This window comes from Enterobacter sp. EC_50, from assembly GCF_019584525.1.
Lineage (GTDB): Bacteria > Pseudomonadota > Gammaproteobacteria > Enterobacterales > Enterobacteriaceae > Enterobacter > Enterobacter roggenkampii.
On the sequence record NZ_VDAF01000007.1, the window covers coordinates 48329 to 74099 of the forward strand.

A 25771-nucleotide genomic window follows, 5' to 3' on the forward strand; every position below is an offset into this window, starting at 1 on the left:
GCGAACAAGAGTCTCAATGGTACGTTTGGAACTGTAATAAAAGCAAGCGACCTGAGGCCCTCAGGCGGTTGTATGCATGTTTTTTTTATGCTTTCCTTAGGAAGACTTAACCATGCAAAGGAAGAACAGGTTTGACAACCTCATCACAACATTACCTGGTTATCACTGCGCTGGGTGCCGACAGGCCGGGTATCGTGAACACCATCACCCGCCACGTAAGCAGTTGCGGCTGTAATATTGAAGACAGCCGTCTGGCCATGCTCGGCGAAGAGTTCACATTCATTATGTTGCTTTCAGGGACATGGAACGCCATCACGTTGATTGAATCGACCCTGCCGCTGAAAGGTGCCGAGCTGGATTTGCTGATCGTCATGAAGCGCACCACCGCGCGCCCTCGCCCGGCCATGCCTTCTACCGTCTGGGTGCAGGTTGAAGTGCCTGATTCTCCACATCTGATAGAGCGCTTCACCGCGCTGTTTGACAGCCATCAGATGAACATCGCCGAGCTCGTTTCCCGCACACAGCCGGGCGACGCAAGCACGGTTCCCACGCTATTTATTCAAATTACCGCGCACAGTCCTGCATCACAGGATGCGTCAAATATCGAGCAAGCGTTCAAAGCCCTCTGTACAGAATTAAACGCGCAGGGCAGTATAAGCGTCGTCAATTATTCGCAGCACGAACAGGATGGAGTTGAGTAATGAATCCACTGAAAGCCGGTGACATCGCACCGAAATTTAGCTTACCGGATCAAGACGGCGAGCAAGTAAATTTGACCGACTTCCAGGGACAGCGTGTTCTGGTCTATTTCTACCCGAAAGCCATGACCCCCGGCTGCACCGTACAGGCCTGCGGCTTACGCGATAACATGGATGAGTTGAAAAAAGTCGGCGTGGAAGTGCTGGGTATCAGCACCGATAAACCAGAAAAGCTGTCACGATTTGCTGAAAAAGAGCTGCTGAACTTCACGCTGCTTTCTGACGAAGATCATCAGGTATGCGAGCAGTTCGGCGTCTGGGGCGAGAAGACGTTTATGGGTAAAACCTACGACGGTATTCACCGCATCAGCTTCCTGATTGACGCCGACGGTAAAGTTGAACACGTGTTTGACGACTTCAAAACCAGCAACCACCACGACGTGGTGTTGAACTGGCTGAAAGAAAGTGCCTGAAAGTGAGTGTCGGGTGGCGGCTTCGCCTTACCCGACCTACAAGGATAAATAGGCCGGGTAAGCGCAGCGCCACCCGGCAAAACTTACTGCTCTTCTACCGCCGGCACATCCGGCCACGCGTGGACGACCGCTTTAATCAGCGTCGCCAGCGGAATGGCGAAGAACACGCCCCAGAATCCCCACAGCCCGCCGAAAATCACCACCGATAAGATAATCACCAGCGGATGCAGGTTCACCGCTTCGGAGAACAGCACCGGTACAAGCAGGTTACCGTCCAGCCCCTGAATAATCAGATACACCGCGAAGCAGCTCCAGAACTCGGTACCCAGCCCAAACTGGAACAACGCCACGCCAACCACCGGAATGGTCACCACAAACGCGCCGATGTAGGGGATCAAAACCGAAAATCCGACCAGCACGGCCAGCAGCAGCGAGTAGTTCAGGCCGAAAATCAGGAAGCCAATCCAGGTGGCGACCCCCACCACAATCATCTCCAGCACCTTGCCGCGAATGTAGTTGGTGATCTGCTGGTTCATCTCTTCCCAGACCTGCCCCGCCAGCCCGCGGTTGCGCGGCAGAATACGGCGTACGGCGTTGAGCATCTGGTCTTTATCTTTCACCAGGAAGAAGACCATCAGCGGCACGAGGACAAGGTAAACCGCCAGCGTCAGCAGTCCGACCAGGGACGCCAGAGAGTACTTCACCACCGAATCGCCCATCGTCATGATGCGGGCGCGCATATTTTCGGCCATCGCGTCGATAATCCCGGCATCCATCAGCGCAGGATAACGGCGCGGCAGCGTGGCGGCGAAATCAGAAAGCTTATTCAGCATGCCGGGCATATCGCGGATCAGGTTAATTCCCTGTTGCCAGGCTACCGGCATCACCACAAAGGCCATCAACAGGAGAATGCCGACAAACAGCACCAGCACGATGCTGGTCGCCCAGCGGCGGGAACACCCAATATTCTCCAGGCGCGCCGTTGGCCACTCCAGCAGGTACGCCAGCACAATCGCTACCAGCAGAGGGGCGAGCAGGCCGCTGAAGAAGAACAGGATACCGAACCCGGCGACCAGAATAACCAACAAAGCAATGGCTTCCGGGTCGCTGAACCGACGCCGGTACCACTGCATTAACATTTCGAGCATACAACCCTTCCCTGAATCGAATGGCGGGAGTGAGAGGGTGAATTGTATCTAACTGTCACAAAAAAGACTTTCGCTTTTTGTATCCCGATCGCAATCCGCAAAAGCCTGATGAATGGGATTTTCTTCATGCTACAACACGGCTACACTCCCATGGCAGCAGAGATGAACGATATGCCGGTTCATCGGTCAAACTAGCACATCTAACATACAGGACAGTGGTTATGTTCAGGCAGTTGAGAAAAACACTGGTTGCAACACTGATTGCCGCGGTGACGGTCGGTCAGGTGTTGCCCGCTTTTGCTGACTCGTCCGATACATTGCCGGACATGGGCACCACGGCAGGAAGCACGCTCTCTATCGGGCAAGAGATGCAAATGGGCGACTACTATGTCCGCCAGCTGCGCGGCAGCGCCCCGCTGATTAACGACCCTTTGCTGGTACAGTACATAAACGGGCTGGGAATGCGCCTGGTGGCGCACGCCGACTCGGTAAAAACCCCCTTCCATTTCTATTTAATCAATAATGACGAAATCAACGCCTTCGCCTTCTTTGGCGGTAACGTGGTGCTGCATTCGGCGTTATTCCGTTATTCGGACAACGAAAGCCAGCTGGCCTCGGTCATGGCGCACGAAATTTCGCACGTCACCCAGCGGCACCTGGCGCGTGCGATGGAAGACCAGAAACGTAACGCTCCCCTCACCTGGGTGGGCGCACTGGGTTCCATTCTGCTGGCGATGGCCAGCCCGCAGGCCGGGATGGCGGCGCTGACCGGTACGCTGGCCGGAACGCGCCAGGGGATGATCAGCTTTACCCAACAAAATGAGCAGGAAGCGGACCGTATCGGCATTCAGGTGTTACAGCGCTCAGGCTTTGACCCGCAGGCCATGCCGAGCTTCCTCGAAAAACTGCTCGATCAGGCGCGTTATTCTTCCCGTCCACCGGAAATTTTGCTCACGCACCCGCTGCCTGAAAGCCGTCTGTCGGACGCGCGTAACCGTGCCAACCAGATGCGCCCGGTCGTGGTCCAGTCTTCGCAGGATTTCTACATGGCGAAAGTGAGAACGCTGGGGATGTACAATTCCGGGCGTAACCAGCTCACCAGCGACCTGCTGGATGCCCTGGCGAAAGGCAACGTGCGTGAGAAAAACGCCGCGCAGTATGGTCAGGCGCTCCAGGCGATGGAAGCCAGCAAATACGACGAGGCGCGTAAAGCGCTGCAACCGCTTCTGGCTGCCGACCCGAACAACCCGTGGTACCTCGATCTGTCGACGGATATCGATCTGGGGCAGAAGAAGCCTGCCGATGCAATTAACCGCCTGAAAGGGGCGAAAGACGTCCGCACCAACCCGGTGCTGCAGCTTAACCTGGCGAACGCTTACCTGCAGGGCGGCCAGCCGGGTGAAGCGGCGACCATCCTGAACCGTTACACCTTTAACAATAAAGACGATCAAAACGGCTGGGATCTGCTCGCTCAGGCGGAAGCCCAGCTTGGCAACCGCGACCAGGAGCTCGCGGCGCGTGCCGAAGGCTTTGCCCTGGTGGGCCGCCTCGATCAGGCCATTTCCGCGCTCAGCAGCGCCAGCTCGCAGGTCAAACTCGGCAGCCTCCAGCAGGCCCGATACGACGCGCGTATCGATCAGCTTCGCGGCCTGCAGCAGCGCTTCAAGCCGTACGAGAAGATGTAATCAAGGAGAATTCACGTCATGACCGACGCCGTAAAAATTTATCACAACCCGCGCTGCTCCAAGAGCCGCGATACCCTGAGCCTGCTGAAGTCTAACGGCGTGGAGCCGGAGGTGGTGCTGTACCTCGACACCCCACCGGACGCGCAAACCCTCCGCCAGCTGCTGCATATGCTGGGCATGGGCAGTGCACGGGATTTGATGCGCAAGAAAGAAGATCTGTATACGTCGCTTAACCTGAATGACGACCGTCTCTCCGAGGAGCGGCTGATACAGGCGATGGTTGAAAATCCAAAGCTGATTGAGCGCCCGATTGTGGTGGCGAACGGCCAGGCGCGCATTGGACGCCCGCCGGAAGACGTGCTCGAGATCCTCTGATGGTTTCGCCCGGTGGCGCTGCGCTTACCGGGCCTACGGGTGCCATATGTAGGCCGGGTAAGGCGCAGCCGGCACCCGGCACAACTATAACTTCAGAATATCTTTCACAAACGGAATGGTCAGCTTGCGCTGGGCGGTAATCGAGGCGCGATCGAGCTGATCCAGCGTGTCGAACAGCGTGCGCATTTCGCGGTCCAGCCGCTTCAGCAGGAAACGGCCCACGTCTTCCGGCAGCTCAAACCCACGCTGCTTTGCACGCAGCTGTAGCGCCTGAAGCTTATCTTCATCCGACAGCGGCTGGAGCTTGTAGATTTGTCCCCAGTCCAGGCGAGACGCCAGATCCGGCAGGCCCAGATTCAGCTGCCGAGGCGGGCGATCGCCAGTGATCAGCAGCCGGGTTTTGCCCGATTCCAGAATGCGGTTGTAGAGGTTAAAGATCGCCATTTCCCACGGCTCATCCCCTGCCACGCATTCGATGTTATCGATGCAGACCAGGGAGAGATGTTCCATCCCCTCCAGCACGTCAGGGACAAACCAGGTTCGTTTATCCAGCGGCACGTAGCCTACCGCATCACCGCGCGCAGAAAGCTCCGCACAGGCGGCATGCAGCAGATGGCTGCGCCCCGCACCTTCGCGTGACCAGATATAGATGTATCCGCTGTGTTCCTGACGCAGCACGTTTTGCAGTGCAGCCAGTAAAGAGGGGTTATCACCCGGCCAGAAACTTGCAAACGTTTCGTCGTCAGGGAGATAGAGTGGCAGAGAGAGCTGTGCCGGTCCGTTCAGAAGTACCTCAACCAGATCTGACATAAAATCGGCATGGAGTTTAACACGGAACCTGCAAGGAGAGAACCGGGCGGATCGTCCGCCCGGTTAAAGGATCACTGTGACGCTTTTTCGCTTTCGTCAGCGTCCAGCACCACCTCTTCCGGGCGGATCACGGAGATCAGCTTGAAAATGAGGCTCAGGCCCACGCCGACGATGGTCGCCAGCGCCATGCCTTTCAGCTCGGCCGCCCCGATGTGCACCTTCGCGCCGCTCACGCCGATAATCAGGATCACCGACGTCAGGATCAGGTTCTGCGCTTTGCTGTAATCCACTTTGGATTCAATCAGCACGCGAATACCGGAGGCACCGATGACCCCGTACAGCAGCAGAGACACGCCGCCCATCACCGGCACCGGGATGATCTGAATCGCTGCCGCCAGCTTGCCGACGCAGGAGAGCAGAATGGCGATGATCGCCGCGCCGCCGATAACCCAGGTACTGTAGACGCGGGTAATCGCCATCACGCCAATATTTTCACCGTAGGTGGTGTTTGGCGTAGATCCAAAGAAACCGGAAATGATGGTGGAGAAACCGTTCGCAAACATGGAACGGTGGAGGCCCGGGTCGCGGATCAGGTCACGTTTGACAATGTTTGCCGTCACCACCAGGTGGCCGACGTGCTCTGCAATCACCACCAGCGCCGCAGGCAGAATGGTGAAAATCGCAAACCATTCGAAGCGCGGCGTATAGAAGGTAGGCAGCGCGAACCAGTGCGCCTGCGCAATCGGGGTGGTATCCACCACGCCCATCATAAAGGAGAGCGCATAGCCCGCCAGCACGCCGATCAGGATCGGGATAATCGCCATAAAGCCGCGGAACAGCACGGAGCCAAAGACCGTTACGCCCAGGGTCACCAGCGAGATGATAATGGTTTTGGAATCCGGCGACTGGCCGTCTGCTGGCAGCAGGCCGGCCATGTTCGCCGCCACGCCCGCCAGCTCAAGACCGATGACGGCCACGATGGCGCCCATCGCCGCAGGGGGGAACATCACGTCCAGCCAGCCGGTACCGGCTTTCTTCACGATGAAGGAGACCAGGCAGAACAGCACGCCACACATGATAAAGCCGCCCAGCGCGACCTCATAACCCAGCGGCAGCAACAATAACACCGGAGAGATAAAGGCGAAGCTCGACCCGAGATACGCCGGGATTTTGCCTTTACAGATAAAGAGGTACAGCAGCGTACCGATGCCGTTGAACAGCAGCACGGTTGCCGGGTTAATGTGGAACAGGATTGGCACCAGCACGGTTGCGCCAAACATGGCGAACAGGTGCTGCAAACTAAGCGGGATAGTCTGTAAAAGCGGCGGTCTTTCACTCACCCCGATAGCACGGCGCGTCATAGTGTTTTCCTCTGAGTAGTATCGTTGTTGGTGTTTTATTCAAAAAAAAGCCGACTATCAAAGTCGGCTTATTTATCGTTATTCGATTATTTCGTACCAAAGATCTTATCGCCGGCATCGCCGAGCCCCGGGATGATGTACCCGTGCTCGTTCAGGCCCTGGTCGATAGAGGCGGTATACAGCTCAACGTCCGGGTGCGCTTTTTCCAGTGCCGCGATCCCTTCTGGTGCCGCAACCAGCACCAGCACTTTAATGCTGCTGCAGCCCGCTTTTTTCAGCAGGTCGATAGTGGCAATCATTGAACCGCCGGTTGCCAGCATCGGGTCAACCACCAGCGCCATACGCTCGTCGATGTTGGACACCAGCTTCTGGAAGTAAGGAACCGGCTCGAGGGTTTCTTCGTTACGGTAGATCCCCACCACGCTGATGCGCGCGCTTGGCACATGCTCCAGCACGCCTTCCATCATGCCGAGACCGGCACGCAGGATTGGCACAACGGTAATTTTCTTACCTTTGATCTGCTCAACCTGTACCGGACCGTTCCAGCCTTCGATGGTGACTTTTTCTGTCTCCAGATCGGAGGTCGCTTCGTAAGTCAGCAGGCTGCCGACTTCAGAGGCCAGTTCGCGAAAACGCTTCGTGCTGATGTCATGCTCACGCATCAGGCCCAACTTGTGTTTAACGAGTGGGTGTTTCACTTCCACAATCTTCATTCTCTTTCTCCTCTGAATGGCATCCGCAAAAAAATCGCGGGATTATACCGCTTTTTTCGGATTAGGCCATACCCATGTTGCTTGATGTACATCAATCAAAAACAAAAAAGCCAGAGGCTGGGCTCCGGCTTGGGTGCGGGTTCTGCCGGGTGGCGCTAACGCTTACCCGGCCTACACGTCCCGTAGGCCCGGTAAGCGCAGCGCCACCGGGCAATTATAGCTGCTCGCCGTTGCTCGCAATCACCTGCTTATACCAGTCGAACGACTTTTTCTTGCTGCGGTTCAGCGTGCCGTTGCCTTCATTGTCTTTATCGACAAAGATAAAGCCGTAGCGTTTTTTCATTTCACCGGTACCGGCAGATACGAGGTCGATGCAGCCCCACGGGGTGTAACCCATCAGATCCACTCCGTCTTCCACCACCGCTTTTTTCATCTCGCGGATGTGGGCGGCCAGGTAGTCAATGCGGTACTGATCGTTCACGGTGCCGTCGCTCTCCTGCACGTCGATTGCGCCAAAGCCGTTTTCAACGATAAACAGCGGCAGCTGGTAGTGATCCCAGAACCAGTTGAGGGAGTAGCGCAGCCCCACCGGGTCAATCTGCCAGCCCCAGTCAGATTTCTGCACGTACGGGTTAGAGACCAGGCTCTTGCTCTCGTCATAGTCCAGCTGCGGGTTGTCCGCCGTCGCCTTGGTGGCGAAGGACATATAATAGCTAAACCCGATGTAATCCACGCAGCCCTGCGTCAGCGCGACTTTATCTTCTTCGGTGATATCCAGCGCGAAGCCGCGACGTTCAAAGTAGTTGAGCAGATGCTGCGGATACTTGCCGCGCACATGGACGTCGGTGAACCAGTAGCGGCGGTGCATGGCGTTCATCGCCATCATCATGTCGTCCGGCGCGCAGGTCAGCGGGTAGATGGGGCACATGGCAATCATGCAGCCGATCTGCAGGGACGGGTTAATCTCGCGCCCCGCCTTCACCGCCAGGGCGCTGGCCACCAGTTCATAGTGCGCGGCCTGGAACATCACCGGCTCACGATCTTCACCCGGCGCGTACTTCAGCCCGGAGTTGGTAAACGGCGCAAAATCTTCATGGAAGTTGGCCTGGTTGTTGATCTCGTTAAAGGTCATCCAGTACTTCACTTTATGCTGATAGCGCTGGAAAACCACTTTCGCAAAACGCACAAAGAAGTCGATCAGCTTACGGTTGCGCCAGCCGCCGTATTCCGTGACCAGGTGAAAAGGCATCTCAAAGTGGGAAAGCGTAATCACCGGTTCGATGCCGTACTTCAGGCACTCGTCGAACAGATCGTCATAGAATTTCAGACCGGCCTCGTTCGGCTCAAGCTCGTCCCCTTTCGGGAAGATACGCGTCCAGGCGATGGAGGTACGGAAGCATTTGAACCCCATCTCAGCAAAGAGTTTGATGTCTTCTTTATAGCGGTGGTAGAAATCGATGGCTTCATGGTTAGGGTAATTTTTCCCCTCAAGCACGCCGTTGGTGATTTCGCGCGGTACGCCGTGCGCGCCCGCCGTCATCACATCGGCAACGCTAACGCCCTTGCCGCCCTCTTTCCAGCCGCCCTCAAGCTGATGCGCCGCAACGGCACCCCCCCACAGAAAATCTGCTTTAAATCCTGACATTTGCTTTCCCTCATTCTGCGTTATTTTCTGCAAAAACAATTACAGAAACCGGTTTCAGTTCGATGATGTGCAAAGGGGATAGCCGTTGCAAGCAGAACGCCGAAACCGGTTTCATTTTCGTGAACAGAGTCAAGTTTGTCGCCCTGCCTAAGCCAGAGAGAAAAAAAGATCCCCGCACCGAGAATAGGCTCGCAAACGTTTGCCTGGACTGTTAGAATTGCGCCGATTTTTCTTACTAGCTATGCAATCGCGTGGGGACTTGAGCCGTGACCAACAAAACTTCTCTCAGCTACAAAGATGCCGGTGTTGATATTGACGCAGGTAATGCGCTGGTTGACCGAATCAAAGGTGTGGTGAAAAAAACCCGCCGCCCGGAAGTGATGGGTGGTCTGGGTGGATTCGGCGCACTGTGCGCGCTGCCGCAAAAATATCGTGAACCTGTTCTGGTCTCGGGTACTGACGGTGTAGGCACCAAGCTGCGCCTGGCGATGGATTTAAAACGTCACGACACGATCGGTATCGATCTGGTCGCGATGTGTGTGAATGACCTGGTGGTTCAGGGCGCAGAGCCGCTGTTCTTCCTCGATTACTACGCGACCGGCAAACTGGACGTGGATACCGCGGCCAGCGTCATTAACGGTATCGCCGAAGGCTGTCTGCAGTCCGGCTGTGCGCTGGTCGGCGGCGAAACCGCTGAAATGCCGGGTATGTATCACGGCGAAGATTATGACGTCGCGGGCTTCTGCGTCGGCGTAGTAGAAAAATCAGAAATTATCGACGGCAGCAAAGTGGCGGATGGCGATGTGCTGATCGCGCTGGCTTCCAGCGGCCCACACTCCAACGGCTACTCCCTGGTGCGTAAAATCCTCGAAGTGAGCGGCTGCGACCCGCTGACCACCGAGCTTGACGGTAAACCGCTGGCAGACCATCTGCTGGCACCGACCCGCATCTACGTGAAAAACGTGCTGGAACTGATTGAGAACGTTGACGTGCACGCTATCGCCCACCTGACCGGCGGCGGCTTCTGGGAAAACATCCCGCGCGTGCTGCCGGACAACACCCAGGCCGTAATCGACGAATCCTCATGGCAGTGGCCAGCGGTCTTTAACTGGCTGCAGACCGCAGGCAACGTGAGCTCTCACGAAATGTACCGCACCTTTAACTGCGGCGTGGGCATGGTTATCGCCCTGCCAGCAAGCGAAGCGGATAAAGCGGTTAAACTGCTGACCGAAAAAGGTGAAAACGCGTGGAAAATCGGTACGATTAAAGCCTCCGATTCCGAACAGCGTGTGGTCATTGAATGAAAAACATCGTGGTGCTCATTTCCGGCAACGGAAGCAATTTGCAGGCCATCATTGAAGCCTGCAAACAGAAGAAAATCAACGGCACCATTCGGGCAGTATTCAGCAACAAGGCCGACGCGTTCGGCCTTGAGCGCGCGCGGGAAGCGAACATTCCCGCGCACGCGCTGGAAGCCAGCCAGTTCGCCGGGCGTGAAGCCTTTGACCGCGAGCTGGTTCAGGAGATTGATGCCTACGCACCGGACGTGGTGGTGCTGGCGGGCTATATGCGCATTCTGAGCCCGGCTTTTGTCGCACACTACGCCGGACGTCTGCTGAATATTCACCCTTCTCTTCTGCCGAAATATCCCGGCCTGCACACCCATCGTCAGGTTCTGGAAAACGGCGATGAGGAGCACGGCACCTCCGTGCATTTCGTGACCGACGAGCTGGACGGCGGTCCGGTGATCCTGCAGGCCAAAGTCCCGGTCTTTGACGGCGACAGCGAAGAAGACGTGACCGAACGCGTGCAGACCCAGGAACACGCCATTTACCCGCTGGTGGTAAGCTGGTTTGTCGACGGGCGCCTCGAAATGCGCGACGGCGCTGCCTGGCTGGATGGCGTGAAGTTACCCCCGCAGGGCCATGCGGCGGAAGAGTAGTTTGTTATGTCGGGTGGCGCCGCGCTTACCCGACATCTACCTTGCATTACCCGATATTCCCTTCTCCAACCTTCTAAATTCCCCAACAAAAAAAATAACTGTCATACTTTTCTGGCACTGTTGGACATATCGTGGAAATGCTCGCCATAATAAGGACGAGACGGATTTACCACGTCCTGTGATTGAACTGGAGTGTGAGCTGTAATGGGTCAGGAAAAGTTATATATCGAGAAAGAGCTAAGCTGGTTAGCATTTAACGAACGTGTACTCCAGGAAGCGGCTGACAAAAGTAACCCGCTGATCGAACGCATGCGTTTTTTGGGCATCTATTCCAACAACCTGGATGAGTTCTACAAGGTTCGCTTTGCCGAGCTGAAAAGACGGATCATCATCAGCGAAGAACAGGGCTTAAACTCTCACTCGCGGCATCTGCTGGGCAAAATCCAGTCCCGCGTGTTGAAAGCCGATCAGGAATTTGACGGCCTGTATAACGAACTGCTGCTGGAGATGGCGCGCAATCAAATCTTCCTGATTAACGAACGTCAGCTTTCCGTTAACCAACAAAACTGGCTGCGCCACTATTTTAAACAGTACCTGCGCCAGCACATTACCCCGATTCTCATCAACCGCGAAACCGACCTGGTGCAGTTCCTGAAAGATGACTACACCTATCTGGCCGTAGAAATTATTCGCGGTGAATCCATTCGCTACGCGCTGCTGGAGATCCCGTCCGACAAGGTCCCGCGCTTCGTGAACCTGCCGCCGGAAACCCCGCGCAGACGTAAGCCGATGATCCTGCTGGATAACATCCTGCGCTACTGTCTCGACGACATTTTCAAAGGCTTCTTCGATTACGATGCGTTAAACGCCTACTCGATGAAGATGACCCGTGACGCCGAATATGACCTGGTGCACGAGATGGAGGCCAGCCTGATGGAGCTGATGTCCTCCAGCCTGAAACAACGCCTGACGGCTGAGCCGGTGCGCTTTGTTTATCAGCGCGATATGCCGGACGCCATGGTAGAAATGCTGCGCGAGAAGCTGACCATTTCGCGCTATGACTCCATCGTGCCGGGCGGCCGTTACCACAACTTTAAAGACTTCATTGGCTTCCCGAACGTCGGCAAGGCCAATCTGGTGAACAAGCCGCTGCCGCGCCTGCGCCATCTGTGGTTTGATAAATTCCGCAACGGGTTCGACGCCATTCGCGAGCGCGATGTTCTGCTCTACTATCCGTATCACACGTTTGAACACGTGCTGGAGCTGCTGCGACAGGCCTCGTTCGACCCGAGCGTGCTGGCGATCAAAATCAACATCTACCGCGTGGCAAAAGATTCCCGCATCATCGATGCGATGATCCACGCCGCGCACAACGGCAAAAAAGTGACCGTGGTGGTTGAGCTGCAGGCGCGCTTCGACGAAGAGGCGAACATTCACTGGGCGCGCCGTCTGACGGAAGCGGGCGTGCACGTGATCTTCTCCGCGCCGGGTCTGAAAATTCACGCCAAGCTGTTCCTGATCTCCCGTAAAGAGGGCGACGACGTGGTGCGCTATGCCCACATCGGTACCGGGAACTTTAACGAGAAAACGGCGCGGATTTATACCGACTACTCGCTGCTGACCGCCGATGCGCGCATCACCAACGAGGTACGCCGGGTCTTTAACTTCATTGAGAACCCGTACCGCCCTGTCAGCTTCGACTATCTGCTGGTCTCGCCGCAGAACTCGCGCCGTCTGCTGTACGATATGATTGATAAAGAGATTGCCAATGCCCAGAAAGGGCTGTCGTCCGGCATCACCCTGAAGCTTAACAATCTGGTCGACAAAGGACTGGTGGACAGGCTGTACGCCGCGTCCAGCTCTGGCGTACCGGTTAACCTGCTGATCCGCGGCATGTGCTCGCTGATCCCGGAACTGGAAGGCATCAGCGACAATATTCGGGTGATCAGCATTGTTGACCGTTACCTGGAACACGATCGGGTCTATATTTTCGATAATGCAGGCGACAAACAGGTCTATCTCTCTTCGGCAGACTGGATGACGCGCAATATTGACTACCGAATTGAAGTCGCAACCCCGCTGCTGGATCCACGTCTGAAACAGCGTATTCTCGACATTATCGAGATCCTGTTCAGCGATACGGTGAAGGCGCGCTATATCGACAAAGAACTCAGTAACCGCTATGTACCGCGCGGCAACCGCCGTAAAGTGCGGTCGCAACTGGCGATTTACGACTATATCAAATCACTCGAGCAACCCGATTAACCTATGCCGATAAATGATAAGACCCCACGCCCGCAGGAATTCGCCGCGGTCGATCTTGGCTCTAACAGTTTCCACATGGTCATCGCCCGTGAGGTGGATGGCGCGCTGCAGATCATCGGTCGTCTGAAGCAGCGCGTACACCTGGCGGATGGCCTTGATGAACGCAGCATGCTCAGCGAAGAGGCGATGGAGCGCGGGTTAAACTGCCTGTCGCTGTTTGCTGAACGCCTGCAGGGCTTCTCGCCCTCCAGCGTATGCATCGTGGGCACCCACACCCTGCGCCAGGCGCTGAATGCGCCAGAGTTTCTCAAGCGGGCCGAAAAGGTGATCCCCTACCCGATTGAGATCATCTCCGGTAACGAGGAAGCGCGTCTGATTTTCATGGGCGTCGAGCACACCCAGCCGGAAAAAGGGCGCAAGCTGGTGATCGACATCGGCGGCGGTTCTACAGAGCTGGTGATCGGCGAAGACTTTGAGCCTCGCCTGGTGGAAAGCCGCCGTATGGGCTGCGTCAGCTTCGCGCAGATGTATTTCCCGGGCGGCACCATCACCCGCGAGAACTTCCAGCGTGCACGTATGGCTGCAGTCCAGAAGCTGGAAAACCTGGCCTGGCAGTACCGTATTCAGGGCTGGAACGTGGCGCTGGGCGCGTCGGGCACCATCAAGGCGGCGCATGAAGTGCTGCTGGCAATGGGTGAAAAAGACGGGTTCATCACGCCCGAACGCCTGACGCTGCTGACCGACGAAGTGCTGAAGCATAAAAGTTTTGACGCCTTAAGCCTGCCGGGGCTTTCCGACGAGCGTAAGGCGGTCTTCGTGCCGGGGCTGGCCATTCTCTGCGGCGTGTTTGATGCGCTGGCCATTAAAGAGCTGCGCCTGTCCGACGGCGCGCTGCGCGAAGGCGTGCTGTACGAAATGGAAGGCCGCTTCCGCCATCAGGATATTCGCAGCCGCACCGCGCAAAGCCTGGCCAACCAGTACAACATCGACCGCGAGCAGGCGAAGCGTGTGCTGGACACCACGGTGCAGATGTATGAACAGTGGGAAGAGCAGAATCCGAAGCTGGCGCACCCGCAGCTTGCCGCGCTGCTGAAATGGGCCGCGATGCTGCACGAGGTGGGGCTGAACATCAACCATAGCGGGATGCACCGCCATTCGGCCTATATTTTGCAAAACAGCGATCTGCCTGGCTTCAACCAGGAGCAGCAAACCATGATGGCGACCCTGGTGCGCTATCACCGCAAAGCCATCAAGCTCGACGACCTGCCGCGCTTCACGCTGTTTAAGAAAAAGCAGTTCCTGCCGCTGATTCAGCTCCTGCGTCTGGGCGTGCTGCTCAATAACCAGCGTCAGGCGACCACCACGCCGCCCACGCTGAAGCTGAAAACCGACGACCATCACTGGACGCTGAGCTTCCCGCACGACTGGTTCAGCCAGAACGCGCTGGTCCTGCTGGACCTGGAAAAGGAGCAGCAGTACTGGGAAGCGGTCACCGGCTGGCTGCTCAAAATCGAGGAAGAGAGCGCCGACGTCGCCGCGTAACGGTTCAGGCGTCCGCGCAGGACGCCTCTGTTTCCAGCAGTGACTCAAGCGGTGCCGGTCTGCCAATCAGATAGCCCTGCACATAATCGATACCTAGCGCGTGAACCGCGCTACGTATCTCTTCGGTCTCGACATATTCCGCCACCACCAGCATCTTTTTCATGCGCGCCAGATGGCAGATAGACGCCACAATCTGATAATCCAGGCTGTTGTTGACGATATTTCGGATGAAGTCGCCGTCGATTTTAAGAATATCCGCGTCCACGCTTTTTAGCCGCGCGTAGCTTGCATAGCCGGTACCAAAATCATCAATCGCAATGCGTACCCCCATTTTCTGCAGCTGACTGAGGATATGCTGCGCCTGCTCGGCGTTGCAGAAGTTGCTGCACTCCGTCACTTCAAAGATCAGCTGCCACGGCTCAATAGCGTATTTCGCCAGCACGCGGCTCACCTCAAGCGGGAACTGCACCCGGCACACTGTTGAAGGCGCCAGATTAATAGCAAAGCGCTGGCCGGGCAGTCTTTCCCGATGCGCGGCCAGGAAGCGCAGCGTATGCTCAAGCACCCACAGATCCACCCGGGAGGACAAACCAAACTCCTGCGCGACAGGCAGGAACTGATCGGGGGAGATCAGTATCCCATTGGTGTCCGGCATCCGCAGCAGGACTTCGTGATAGCAATCGCCACGCAGGCCGCGAACGGGTTGAACCAGCAGGATGAATTCGTCGTTGTCGAGCGCCTTCTGCAGGCGGCTCATCATCGCGACTTTATCCTTCAGGCTGCGCTGCAAATGGACGGCACCGCGCTGCTGAAGATTTTCCGGGTGATTAGAGGAGAGTGACAGATCGGCCACCACCGCCAGCTCCCCCAGCACCAGATAAAGATGGTTAACCGGGGACCGGACATAGCAGTAGCTTACGCCAACCTGCGGCTGCAGCGGCATGCCGTCCCAGACAAAGCGGAACTGCTTGATATGCTCGTCCAGGGCGTCAATCCGCTGCTGGTGCGATTCCGCGTTGAGCCGCACCGCCATGTCATATCCGGTGAGGTGATACACCTGCTCATTGGGCTGGAGCGTAGCGTTAACCCACTGCGCCAGCTGCTGTTTGTACTGAATACGCAGCTGCACGCCGTAATTTCGGCCCAGAATTTCCAGCTCCGGAATGCGCAGCAGGCATAGCGCCGACCACGGATTCTTCGCCAGATCGCGCGACAGCGCCCGCAGGTTAGGCATATGGACAACCGGATCGAGCAGTGCCAGCCTGCGGGCGTGTTTGTTCACCGCGCGCTGCCGGGTCGCCAGCATCGACATATAAATCACCACAAACGAAAAGACCAGGTAACTGGAAGAGGTGATCGCCAGCTGAATATCGTACCCCGCGTTCACTGGGATATAGCGGTAAAAATAGTGAATGGACACCAGCAGTATCGGGGTCCAGATCAGCGAAATCAGCTTATAGCCAAAACGCATCGCGCCCCAGAGCATCACCGGCATCAGCAGCGACAGGGTATAGTTAGTGGTGAAGATGGAGCTGTTTTCATTTATCGGGAGCAGCAGCAGCGACAGCAGCCCGCCAAGCGCAATCGCCCAAAGCAAAAACTCCGCGGCCGTCACCTTTTTATCTATCTGGAAACGGATCTGCGAGAGAAGACTTTTGATATAGCGCGGATGACGGATCAGGCGGATCAGCAGATAGCTCAACGGCACGCCCGTCAGCCCGCTGACCAGCAGCGCCTGGTAGTTAATGAGCGTACGAATGTTAAGAGGGTTCAACCCCGCGAGGCTCTGGCGACTCTCATACACGCCCAGATACACCGCAAACTGAAACAGCACCAGAAACAGCGTCGCGGGGCAGATGACCTGCCAGAAGATGCGCTGCGCCATCAGCCGGATGTCGCCGTACGCCGTCATATTGCGTCTGGGCGCAAACACCCGGTAGCCGCCCCAGCTGAGGACTAAAGGGACAATAAAATGGAGCACCCCGGCAACCGTTTCGAACATCCCGACCGACGGGTAATAGCGGATAAACAGCGACAACACGATCCCGGGAAGGGCTTCCAGGCCAAAGAACATCATCAGCGAGAGCAAAAAGGAGAGCGGTAAATAATAAAGCGCCGCGATACCGTCCCCCAGCTGCGTGAACGTATTTGCCACGCTCAGCACGGGAAGCAAAACCACCGGTAATAGTAGCGGCAATGCCCACCAACGGTATTTATTGTTTTTCAGAAAAGCGAAAATCTTCATAGATGCCCGGTTAAACCCCTTTTTCTCCAGAGGGAAGATAAAGACAGGCATCCAACCTGACCTGGCGCCACCCCGCGACGTGCAGAGTGAACAGTGTGGAGGAGGGATTTTAAATATCAGAGCCGGGAATCCGTTGACTTAAATCAAACTATTTCACGCAAATAAGCCTTGCAGAAGAATTTTGTGAAATAATTTTCTTCATATTATCAATATGGTAAATGCAATTATTAATTTCAATAACAATAGTTAATGCAAACGTTGACGGTTATTTACACATCACAGAATTGACCCCATCTTCCCGCTGTGCCTTAATATCCTTATCGCCCGGGAGGGCTTATCCAGGAAAAACAGAGTGAGTCAGGTCACGCGTATGCGCAAACGCCATCGATTTAACACCCGAATGACCCGCATCATACTGCTTATCAGTTTCCTGTTTTTCTTTGGCCGCTTCGTTTACTCTTCGATTGGCGCCTGGTACCACCATCAGGACAAAACCCAATCACAGCAATCCAGCCTGACCGCCGACACCGCTGACCGCTAACCCCCCAAAGGATGTTGTACGAGCCGAATAAGGGCCGCGATCCCTTTGCTGAGGATTTTATCCTGCCGCATCACCACCGCCAGCTGCCGCTGCAGCATGGGCGTCAGCGACATCACGCACAGCCCCTCGCGATCGGCATCCTGTTCTACCGCCATTCGCGGCACGATGCTGTAGCCCAGCCCCGCGCGAACCATGCGTTTGATCGCCTCGATGCTGCCAAGCTGCATCACCGGCGCCATCGCTACCCCATGGGCGGCAAACCAGCCATCGATCAGCGCCCGGGTCCCGCTGCCTGTCTCAAAGGCGATCAGCGGCTGGGCATGGAGCGCCTCCGGGGTTAACTCCCTGAAAGCGTCCTGCTGCTCCCTTGAGGCGATAAAGACAAACTCTTCGTCCATCACCGGGATGACGTCCAGCGCTCTGCCGCTCACCGGCAGGGTCACCAGCCCCATATCGAGACGGTTCTCTTCAATGGCCCTGACGATGTCGAGGGTGTTGCCCGTCGTGACTCCCACGCTCAGGAGCGGATAGTCGCGGCGTAGCTGCTCCAGCAGCGGCGGCAGAAGATGAATGCAGGCCGTCGCCCCCGTGCCAAGGGTAATGGTGCCGCTCACGTCGTGGCTAAACGCATTCACGGCCCGGATGGCGTCATCCACCACCTGCTGAATACGCTCCCCGTGCGCCAGCAAGGTTTCTCCGGCAGCCGTCGCCTTAATCCCTCGCCCGGTACGCTCCACCAGCCGCGTTTGCAGAAACTGCTCCAGCTGGCGTATTTGCAGGCTGACGGCGGGCTGGGAGAGGCCCAGAACGTCCGCTGCCGCTGAAAAGCTGCCGCGCTGGTGAACCAGGCGGAAGGTGGCGAGATAGCCCAGATTAAGCGTCGTCATTCAAAGTTTCTCTTATACCGTGCATAAGGTTGCAGCCCTGCCAGCACAATACCGCGCCCGTTATGCTCAGGACAACTGCATAACGGAATGAAAACTCATGGAAACTTCTGCCCTTCCTCGTCGCCTCGCCCTCACCGCCGGGTGTAGTCAACTCATCAACTGGGGGATCTCGTTTTATATGCCCGGCACCTTTGCGCGGGCCATTTCAGCCGACCGGGGATGGTCGTCACCGCAGATTTACCTCGGCCTGACGCTGGCGATGCTGGTGATGGCGGCGGTATCTCCTTTTGTCGCCCGCCTGCTGGCACGCTTTGGCGGTCAAAAAGTGGTGATGGTCGGAACGCTGCTGATCGCCGCAAGCTGCGCAGAAATGGCGTATACCCGGACGCTTTATGGCTGGTACGGCGCCTGGATTGTCGCCGGCACTGGGATGCGCCTGTCGCTGTACGATGCGCTGTTCGCCGCGCTGGTCAACCTCTACGGGCAGCAGGCGCGAAGAACGATCTCACACGTCACGCTGGCGGGCGGGCTGGCCTCCGCCGTCTTCTGGCCGCTGGGCGATGGCCTGCTTCACATCATGAGCTGGCAGGACGCGTTACGCATTTATGCCCTGCTTGGCCTGCTGAGCGCAGTGCTGATCCGCACGCTTCCCCGGCAGCGGCTGACGGAAAACACGAAGGCCATCGCGCCGCCCCTGCGCAACGAGCGGCGTAATGCCTGGCTTTATGCGGCCTTCATCGCCCTTATCACCTTTGTCTCTAACGGTACCTCCACCCATCTGCCGGAGTTTATTGCCCACTTTGGCCTGCCGGTCGCCATCGGCATGCTGTGGGGGATCGGCCAGACGGGCGCGCGCTCGCTGGAGGTGCTGGCAGGTGGCCGCTTAACCCCCTTCAAACTTACGCTCTTTACCGCTCTTGCTATGCCGCTGTGTTTTCTTGTGGGAATAAGCAGCGCCCTGTTTGTCTGGTGCGCGGCCGGGTTTGTGCTGGGCTACGGCGCCATCAACGGGCTGGTCACCATAGTAAAAGCCACGCTGCCACTGGAGCTGTTTAGCGCGGAAAGCTATGCCCGCCGCACGGGCATGCTGCTTATCCCGGGCCAGCTGATGGCCGCAGCCGCACCGTTTGCCTATGCATGGCTGAACAAAACGCTGGGGATCGCGGGTGCAATGGGAGTGTCGACGGGGTTAACGCTGGTGATTGCCGGGCTGGCGATAGCGATCGTGCGCCGTCCCGGGAGGCAAACTGTATCGCACTGTATCCCGCGCGACGCGCTGACAAACGGGTACAAAACGCCCCCTCCGGCAAATATCTCCGATACATAAAAATGGTTTTCTTTCCCTGTTGTCATTCAGAACCGATGAGGAGAGAACCATGATTCGTCGTTACGCAATTTTACCCCTGCTCGTCCTGGCCTCTGTAACACATGCCCAGGCCACGCCGCTGGACAACCTGAGCGCCGCGGACGTTAACGGCCCCGCCGCCGTTGCCCCGCTGGCGCAGCCGCAACCGCCGGCAAAACTGATCGTCGATCCGCCGCTTTCCGGGCCGCTGAGTAAAGGCGCGGTGTTTATCCAGTACCGTGCCGAAAACCTGCGCATCGAGCCGGTATTCGGACCTGAAGCGCTCAAGGTCACCCCGCGCATCGGGCACATTCACGTGGTGGTGGATGACGCGCCGTGGCACTGGGCTGACGCCAGCGGAGAGCCGGTGATTCTGGTGGGACTCCCCGCCGGTAAACACAAGGTGACGATTATTCTGGCCGACCCGACGCACAAGCCGCTCGACCACAAAACCATCGAATTCACCGTACCGCCTCATGCGGCGGTCCACCATTTTTAAGGAGTCTGAAGATGAAAGCACTGACTGTACTGACGGCAGGCCTGCTGGCGCTTTCCGCCAGTGCCTTTGCACAGAGCAAAACCAGCGTCGTGCTGGTCCACGGCGCGTTTGCCGACGGCAGCAGCTGGAATAAGGTGATTACCCTGTTGCAGAAACAGCACGCAGAGGTCATTGCCGTCCAGCTGCCGCTCACGTCGCTTAACGATGACGTTGCCGCCACAAAGCGGGCCATCGCCCGCGCGCAGGGGGATGTCGTGCTGGTGGGTCACTCCTGGGGCGGCACCGTGATTAGCGAAGCGGGCAACGATGCGCGGGTGAAATCGCTGGTGTATGTGGCGGCGTTCGCGCCGGATGCCGGCCAGTCGACGGCGGACCTCGCGGGAAGCTACCCGCCGCCGCCGGGCAGCGCGGGCATCGCCAAAACGGCGGACGGCTATTTATATCTGCCAACGGACGCCGTCAGGAAGGATTTCGCGCCGGACGTGAAGCCCGAGGAACAAACTGCAATCGCGGCCACGCAGGGGCCAATTAAGGCCGATGCGTTTGGTGAAAAGGTGACCCACGCGGCGTGGCATGATAAGCCGAGCTGGTTTGTGGTCAGCAAAAATGACCGAATGATCAACCCCGATCTTGAACGTGCGATGGCGAAGACGATCCATGCGAAAACCACCGAGGTCTCCGCGAGCCACGTGTCGATGGTGAGCCAGCCGGAGGCTATCGCCCGGACGATTGAGCAGGCGATTGAAGCAAAATAGTATTTTGTAAATTGTAGGCCGGGTAAGCGCAGCGCCACCCGGCAAAAAATAGCCTCAGTGCCCGCCATCCACGGGATAATCCCGATTAATCCACGCGTGGTCCTCTTCCCAGGTGAACATCCATTTGCGCACCGGCCCGGCCATCACGTTGAGATAATAGCTGTCATACCCGGCCATCGTCGCCACCGGGTGGTAGCCCTTCGGCACCATGACCACGTCACGGTTGTAGACCGCCATGCACTCATCCAGCGCTCTGTCGTCGGTGTAAACCCGCTGCATGCAGAACCCCTGTTCCGGGTTGAGGCGATGGTAGTAGGTCTCCTCCAGGTAAGTCTCCCGGGGCGGGTTATCCGTGTCGTGCTTGTGGCTCGGGTACGAGCTGGTGCAGCCCTCGTTGGTCCAGACCTCCACCACCAGCAGGCTGTCGGCGGGCTTATCTTCCGGCAGAATGTTGTGCACGTAGCGCTGGTTGTGGCCCTTGCCGCGCGCCTCAGCGTCGATATCCTGCGGCGCAATCAGCCGCGTCGGATACGTGCCCTTGCCGGGGGCGGCGCAGACCGCCAGCTCGAGCCTCGTCAGCGCCTTCACCTGCACCGTCTCCTGCGGGGTAACGTACACCGCCCACGGCTTGATGCGCTCGAACGGGCTCATCCGCTCGCCGATGTCGTTAAACTGCGCGGAAGGCGTGCTGATGGAGGCGCGTCCGGCGACCAGCACCAGGCAACGCTCTTCGCTGACGGCGGGCAGCGTCAGCTGCTGCCCCTCATGTAGCTCATACGCCTCAAAGCCGACGTATCCCCACCCTGCGCGTTCCGGCGTGACGGACTGAGTGCGCCCCTCCGCGTTTGGCTGTTGCCAGCGTGATAACAGACGTGACATGTCACCTCCTCAAATCAGTCCGGCGTCGCGCGCCAGGCGGCTCAGGTTGTTATACCCCAGACGGGCGTAGGTCAGCGGATGGGCAACCGCCGGGTCCTGCTCCGCCTCCACCACCAGCCAGCCGTGATAGTCCTGCGCCTTCAGCAGCCGCATGATCGGCGGGTAATCCACGCAGCCGTCGCCCGGCACCGTAAACACGCCGCTCAGTACCGCATCAAGGAAGCTGGTTTTACGGTTTTTCACGTCCGCCAGCACGTCGGCGCGCACGTCTTTGCAGTGAACGTGGTTGATACGCGACGCCCAGCGCTGCGCCACCGCCAGCGGATCGGCCCCGGCAAAGGTCAGGTGGCCGGTGTCCAGCAGCAGTCCAACCTCTTCGCCGGTATGGGTCATCAGGTTGTCCACGTCGTCAGCGGACTCAATCACCGTCCCCATATGGTGGTGATAGGCAATCTGCACCCCCTGCTGCTGGGTGTAGCGGGCAAATTCCGTGAGCTTCTCGCCATACTCCTTCCAGCGTGCCTGCGGGAAACGCGGGCGCAGATGTACCGGGGTCTGCTGCTCGCCGTGAATGCAGCCGCTCACTTCCGCAAACACCAGCACCTTCGCCCCCAGCTCGCGCAGCAGCGTCAGGTGGGACTGCACGGCGGCGATCTCCGCCTCCACGCTGCGCTCCAGCAGTCGGCCGGAGTACCAGCCGGAGACCAGCTGCAGGTCATGGCGCTGCAGGATGGGGCCAAGCAGCCGCGCTTCGCGCGGGAATTTATTGCCCAGTTCGAACCCTGCAAAACCGGCCTCTTTACCTTCGCTCAGGCAGGTCTCCAGCGACGTCTCTGCGCCCAGAGAAGGCAGATCGTCGTTCGTCCACGTCAGCGGGTTAATGCCCAGTTGTACACTCATTGTCGTCTCCATTATGCGTGTCCGCGCTCGCGCCACCAGGCGATAAGCTGCAGGTAGTTGTCCCGGATGCGCGCCACCAGCTGCGCATCGTCAATATCGTGTTTCAGCCACGCGCGGGAGGCATCGCCGAACAGCGTGCGCCCTACGGCGAAGCCTTTTACTACCGTCTGCCCCGCTGCGGCCCTGAAGTCGGCGCGCAGCTGTTCTGCCGGGGCATCCAGGCCGAGGATCACCACCCCGCGGCAGTGCGGGTCACGGCGTTCGATAATCTCGCTCAGTGCCGTCCAGCCCTCGGCGGAAAGCGGCGGCAGCTTCCACCAGTCCGGGTAAATGCCGAGGTTGTAGAAGCGGGAGATGGCGCGCAGGTAGAGCTCGTCGCTGCGCGGCATGGTCGCAGGCAGGATCACCTCCAGCAGCAGCTCGTGCCCGGACTGACAGCAGGCGTGGTACACCTCAGCGATTTTCTGCTCCTGCTCCAGGCGCAGGCCGTGGGCATCTTCCGGATGGAAAAAGACCAGGCACTTCACCACGTGCTCCTGCGGCCAGCTGATGAGCTGGGTGCCGATGTTGCCGTGCTCCATCTCCAGCGGACGCGAGCCAGGCAGCTCAATGGGGCGACCAATCCACCACCCCTCGCCGGTGATGGCGTTCAGCGCGTCCTGTCCAAAGGTGCCGTCGCACAGCAGGCCCGCTTTGCCCTCCAGCCCGGCCCGGCTCGCCGCCTCGCGGCTGGCCTGCAGGATCAGCTGCTTGAGGGCAGGAATACGTTTGAGCGACGCCCCGCACTGCAGCGCCATATCCTCAAGCTGGCTGCGGTGGTCGAAGGCCATCACGCACAGCTCCGGCCACTCGCGGCGACGAGTAGTGACCCGGTGCAGATGGTTCAGACGCGGGTCGAGATCCGGACGCGGCACATCCGCAGCGCGAGAGAGATAGTCATCCAGCTCGATTTTGCTCGGCATCGCCGGGGCGCAGCCGTGGCGCGAGACCACCAGCGCGCCGCAGGCGTTGGCATAGCGACACGCCTGCTCCCAGCCCTCGTCGTTCAGGTAGCCGCGCAGTAGGCCGGACATAAACGCATCCCCCGCGCCGAGGACGTTCAGCACCTCCACGCGCACGCCGGTCACCGTCAGGCCGTCGTCCAGCCGGGGCGGAATGGCGTCGGTATAAACCGAGCAGCCGAGCGCGCCGCGCTTGCAGACCAGCGTGGCCTGACTCACCGCACGCACCTGCCCCAGCGCCTGCAGGGTCTCCGTGCTGCCGCCCGCAATGTGAAACTCCTCCTCGGTGCCGACAATGACGTCGAAGAGGTGCAGCACCTCCTGCAGCTCGCGGGTGACCTTATCCGCGGCGATAAAACGCGTTTCACCGTCGCCTAAGGAGGTCAGCCCCCACAGCACCGGACGGTAGTCGATGTCCAGCACCGTGCGCACGCCGTGACGGCGGGCATAGCCCAGCGCCGTCAGCACCGCCTCGCGGGTCTGAGGATGAGAAAGGTGAGTCCCGGTGATGGCAAGACACCGTGCGGAGGCAATGTAGCTTTCGTCCACATCGCTGGCCGTAATGGCCATATCCGCGCAGTTATCGCGATAAAAAATCAGAGGAAAGGTGTCCCGGTCTTTAATGCCGAGTAGCACCAGCGCCGTGAGGCGGTCTTTATCGGTAATCAGATGGCTGGTATCGCAGCCCACCTGGCTGAGCTCTTCGCGCAGGAAGCGGCCCATATGCTCGTCGCCCACGCGCGCCAGCATCGACGAGCGCAGCCCCTGGCGCGCGGTGCCGTACGCCACGTTGCCGGACGAGCCGCCGAGGTATTTGGCGAAGCTCGACACATCCTCCAGACGGGCACCAATCTGCTGACTGTAGAGGTCTACCGCCACGCGGCCCATGCATATCACATCAAACTGCTTTTCCACGTTGATACCTCATCAGACAATGTCGTTCACGTTCAGCCAGCGGCCTGCCCGGTGCGAGAGCGCGATCGCGTCCAGCACGCGCGACACCTTCCAGCCCTCTTCGAAGTCCGGCCACATCGGCGCGTCGGCGGCAATCCCGTCCACCAGGTCGCGCACCTCCACCGTTTTTTGATCGTTAAAGCCAATCCCATGGCCTGCACCCATGCAGAACGCGGCATAGTCCGGGTGTGCCGGGCCGACGAGCAGGGTGCGGAACCCCTGACGGTTTACCGGATCGTCATGCAGATAGAGCTTCAGCTCCGCCATGCGCTCCTGGGTAAAGCTGATGGCGCCTTTGGTCCCGGTAATGACGTACGACAGCCCCATCTTGCGGCCGCAGGCGACGCGGGAGGTTTCAATCACGCCCTGCGCCCCGCCCGCGAAGCGCACCATCGCGTGGGCCTGGTCCTCGTTTTCGACGGCAATCATGTCTGACGATCCGGCCTTCGCCGGACGTGCCGGGACCACAATCTTCAGGTCGCCGCAGACCTGCTCAATCTCCCCGACCAGGTACTGGGCCATGTTGACGATATGCGCCGCGAGGTCACCCAGCGCCCCCAGCCCGGCGGTCTCTTTGAAGCAGTGCCAGTGAATGGGCGAGCGCGGGTCGGCCATATAGTCTTCGTTGTGGGTGCCGTAGAAGTGGATCACCTCGCCAATCTCGCCGCGGGCAATAATCTCCTTCGCCAGCTGCGCCGTCGGGTTCTTCATGTAGTTGAACCCCACCAGCGTTTTCACCCCGGCCCGCTTCGCGGCGTCGACCATCTCCCGCGCGTCATGGGCGTTAAGCGCCAGCGGCTTCTCCGAGTAGACGTGCTTGCCGTGGCGAATCGCCTCCAGCGCCATCTCTTTATGCAGGTGGTTAGGTGAGCAAATATCCACCACGTCAATGGCCGGGTCGGCCACCAACGCCCGCCAGTCGCCCGTGGAGCGGTTGAAGCCAAACGCCCGCGCGCGCGCTGCCGCCAGCTCCGGCGTGACTTCCGCCACCATCTCGCGCACCAGCCTGCCGCGCAGGTTGAACACCGTCGGGGCCTGGGCATAGGCGATAGCGTGCGCCTTGCCGATATACCCGGTGCCAATCAATCCAATACGAACCTCTTTCATC

At 58.4% G+C, this 25771-nt stretch carries 23 protein-coding genes; 12 read left to right on the forward strand and 11 right to left on the reverse strand.

What is annotated here, in order from left to right; translation table 11 throughout:
• The first annotated feature begins 131 nt into the window (after positions 1-131).
• Both FHC48_RS07790 and bcp read left to right on the forward strand, forming a co-directional pair.
• The gene (locus FHC48_RS07790) at positions 132-701 is read left to right on the forward strand and encodes a glycine cleavage system transcriptional repressor (RefSeq protein WP_023325845.1); all 570 of its coding nucleotides are present in this window, start codon (positions 132-134) and stop codon (positions 699-701) included.
• Positions 701-1171: a thioredoxin-dependent thiol peroxidase gene (bcp, locus tag FHC48_RS07795; protein ID WP_008501635.1), complete on the forward strand. Its 471-nt coding sequence runs from the start codon at positions 701-703 to the stop codon at positions 1169-1171. Before FHC48_RS07790 ends, bcp begins: the two co-directional genes overlap by 1 nt.
• An 83-nt stretch (positions 1172-1254) precedes the next feature.
• Here the strand turns inward: bcp and FHC48_RS07800 are convergent, their stop codons facing one another.
• On the reverse strand, positions 1255-2319 hold the full coding sequence (locus tag FHC48_RS07800; protein WP_008501636.1) for an AI-2E family transporter: 1065 nt from the start codon (positions 2317-2319) through the stop codon (positions 1255-1257).
• Positions 2320-2540: 221 nt separating this feature from the next.
• On the opposite strand from FHC48_RS07800, the gene bepA reads away from it, so the two are divergent.
• Entirely contained in the window at positions 2541-4004 is a 1464-nt protein-coding gene (gene bepA / locus FHC48_RS07805; protein ID WP_021241809.1) for a beta-barrel assembly-enhancing protease, read from the forward strand.
• Positions 4005-4022: 18 nt separating this feature from the next.
• The gene (arsC, locus tag FHC48_RS07810; protein ID WP_032652948.1) at positions 4023-4379 is read left to right on the forward strand and encodes an arsenate reductase (glutaredoxin); all 357 of its coding nucleotides are present in this window, start codon (positions 4023-4025) and stop codon (positions 4377-4379) included.
• An 84-nt stretch (positions 4380-4463) separates the two neighbouring features.
• Here the strand turns inward: arsC and FHC48_RS07815 are convergent, their stop codons facing one another.
• The 4 genes from FHC48_RS07815 to FHC48_RS07830 all read right to left on the reverse strand — a co-directional run bounded on the left by FHC48_RS07815 (position 4464) and on the right by FHC48_RS07830 (position 8908).
• Positions 4464-5165, reverse strand: coding sequence for a DnaA inactivator Hda (locus FHC48_RS07815; RefSeq protein ID WP_213014348.1), 702 nt, complete (start codon positions 5163-5165; stop codon positions 4464-4466).
• A 95-nt stretch (positions 5166-5260) separates the two neighbouring features.
• Positions 5261-6550, reverse strand: a complete 1290-nt coding sequence (gene uraA, locus FHC48_RS07820) for a uracil permease (protein WP_023294266.1) — start codon at positions 6548-6550, stop codon at positions 5261-5263.
• Between the two features lie 86 nt (positions 6551-6636).
• Complete coding sequence (upp, locus tag FHC48_RS07825) at positions 6637-7263, reverse strand: uracil phosphoribosyltransferase (protein WP_008501641.1); 627 nt, start codon at positions 7261-7263, stop codon at positions 6637-6639.
• Positions 7264-7477: 214 nt separating this feature from the next.
• Positions 7478-8908, reverse strand: coding sequence for a 6-phospho-beta-glucosidase (locus FHC48_RS07830; protein ID WP_008501642.1), 1431 nt, complete (start codon positions 8906-8908; stop codon positions 7478-7480).
• A 266-nt stretch (positions 8909-9174) separates the two neighbouring features.
• On the opposite strand from FHC48_RS07830, the gene purM reads away from it, so the two are divergent.
• From purM to ppx, 4 genes are all read left to right on the forward strand, one after another.
• Positions 9175-10212 (forward strand): phosphoribosylformylglycinamidine cyclo-ligase, encoded by a 1038-nt coding sequence (purM, locus tag FHC48_RS07835; RefSeq protein WP_008501643.1) that lies wholly within the window; start codon positions 9175-9177, stop codon positions 10210-10212.
• Complete coding sequence (purN, locus tag FHC48_RS07840) at positions 10209-10850, forward strand: phosphoribosylglycinamide formyltransferase (RefSeq protein ID WP_008501644.1); 642 nt, start codon at positions 10209-10211, stop codon at positions 10848-10850. The genes purM and purN overlap by 4 nt, the downstream gene beginning before the upstream one ends.
• 204 nt (positions 10851-11054) lie before the next feature.
• On the forward strand, positions 11055-13115 hold the full coding sequence (ppk1, locus tag FHC48_RS07845) for a polyphosphate kinase 1 (RefSeq protein ID WP_008501645.1): 2061 nt from the start codon (positions 11055-11057) through the stop codon (positions 13113-13115).
• 3 nt (positions 13116-13118) lie between these two features.
• A complete protein-coding gene (gene ppx / locus FHC48_RS07850; RefSeq protein ID WP_008501646.1) occupies positions 13119-14657 on the forward strand; it encodes an exopolyphosphatase in 1539 nt (512 codons plus the stop codon).
• 4 nt (positions 14658-14661) lie between these two features.
• On the opposite strand, the gene FHC48_RS07855 is transcribed toward ppx, so the two are convergent.
• Positions 14662-16902 (reverse strand): EAL domain-containing protein, encoded by a 2241-nt coding sequence (locus tag FHC48_RS07855; protein WP_059363998.1) that lies wholly within the window; start codon positions 16900-16902, stop codon positions 14662-14664.
• Positions 16903-17254: 352 nt separating this feature from the next.
• Between FHC48_RS07855 and FHC48_RS07860 the strand changes: the two genes are divergently transcribed.
• Positions 17255-17443, forward strand: coding sequence for a YfgG family protein (locus FHC48_RS07860; protein WP_052686627.1), 189 nt, complete (start codon positions 17255-17257; stop codon positions 17441-17443).
• On the opposite strand, the gene FHC48_RS07865 is transcribed toward FHC48_RS07860, so the two are convergent.
• Positions 17440-18330, reverse strand: coding sequence for a LysR family transcriptional regulator (locus FHC48_RS07865; protein WP_059363995.1), 891 nt, complete (start codon positions 18328-18330; stop codon positions 17440-17442). The two genes, FHC48_RS07860 and FHC48_RS07865, sit on opposite strands and share 4 nt — an antisense overlap.
• Positions 18331-18427: 97 nt before the next feature.
• Here FHC48_RS07865 and FHC48_RS07870 point away from each other — a divergent pair, with 97 nt between their 5' ends.
• The 3 genes from FHC48_RS07870 to FHC48_RS07880 are packed head-to-tail and all read left to right on the forward strand — an operon-like array spanning position 18428 to position 20929.
• The gene (locus FHC48_RS07870; protein ID WP_059363996.1) at positions 18428-19657 is read left to right on the forward strand and encodes an MFS transporter; all 1230 of its coding nucleotides are present in this window, start codon (positions 18428-18430) and stop codon (positions 19655-19657) included.
• 49 nt (positions 19658-19706) lie between these two features.
• The gene (locus FHC48_RS07875; RefSeq protein ID WP_023294273.1) at positions 19707-20174 is read left to right on the forward strand and encodes a DUF6130 family protein; all 468 of its coding nucleotides are present in this window, start codon (positions 19707-19709) and stop codon (positions 20172-20174) included.
• Positions 20175-20185: 11 nt separating this feature from the next.
• Positions 20186-20929, forward strand: coding sequence for an alpha/beta fold hydrolase (locus tag FHC48_RS07880; protein WP_023294274.1), 744 nt, complete (start codon positions 20186-20188; stop codon positions 20927-20929).
• 54 nt (positions 20930-20983) lie between these two features.
• Here FHC48_RS07880 and iolB read toward each other — a convergent pair whose 3' ends face one another.
• The 4 genes from iolB to FHC48_RS07900 are packed head-to-tail and all read right to left on the reverse strand — an operon-like array spanning position 20984 to position 25770.
• On the reverse strand, positions 20984-21808 hold the full coding sequence (gene iolB / locus FHC48_RS07885) for a 5-deoxy-glucuronate isomerase (RefSeq protein ID WP_059364361.1): 825 nt from the start codon (positions 21806-21808) through the stop codon (positions 20984-20986).
• Positions 21809-21817: 9 nt separating this feature from the next.
• Positions 21818-22708, reverse strand: coding sequence for a myo-inosose-2 dehydratase (iolE, locus tag FHC48_RS07890; protein ID WP_059364364.1), 891 nt, complete (start codon positions 22706-22708; stop codon positions 21818-21820).
• An 11-nt stretch (positions 22709-22719) separates the two neighbouring features.
• On the reverse strand, positions 22720-24624 hold the full coding sequence (iolC, locus tag FHC48_RS07895; protein WP_059364366.1) for a 5-dehydro-2-deoxygluconokinase: 1905 nt from the start codon (positions 24622-24624) through the stop codon (positions 22720-22722).
• Positions 24625-24636: 12 nt separating this feature from the next.
• Complete coding sequence (locus tag FHC48_RS07900) at positions 24637-25770, reverse strand: Gfo/Idh/MocA family protein (protein ID WP_059364368.1); 1134 nt, start codon at positions 25768-25770, stop codon at positions 24637-24639.
• Position 25771 lies beyond the last annotated feature (1 nt).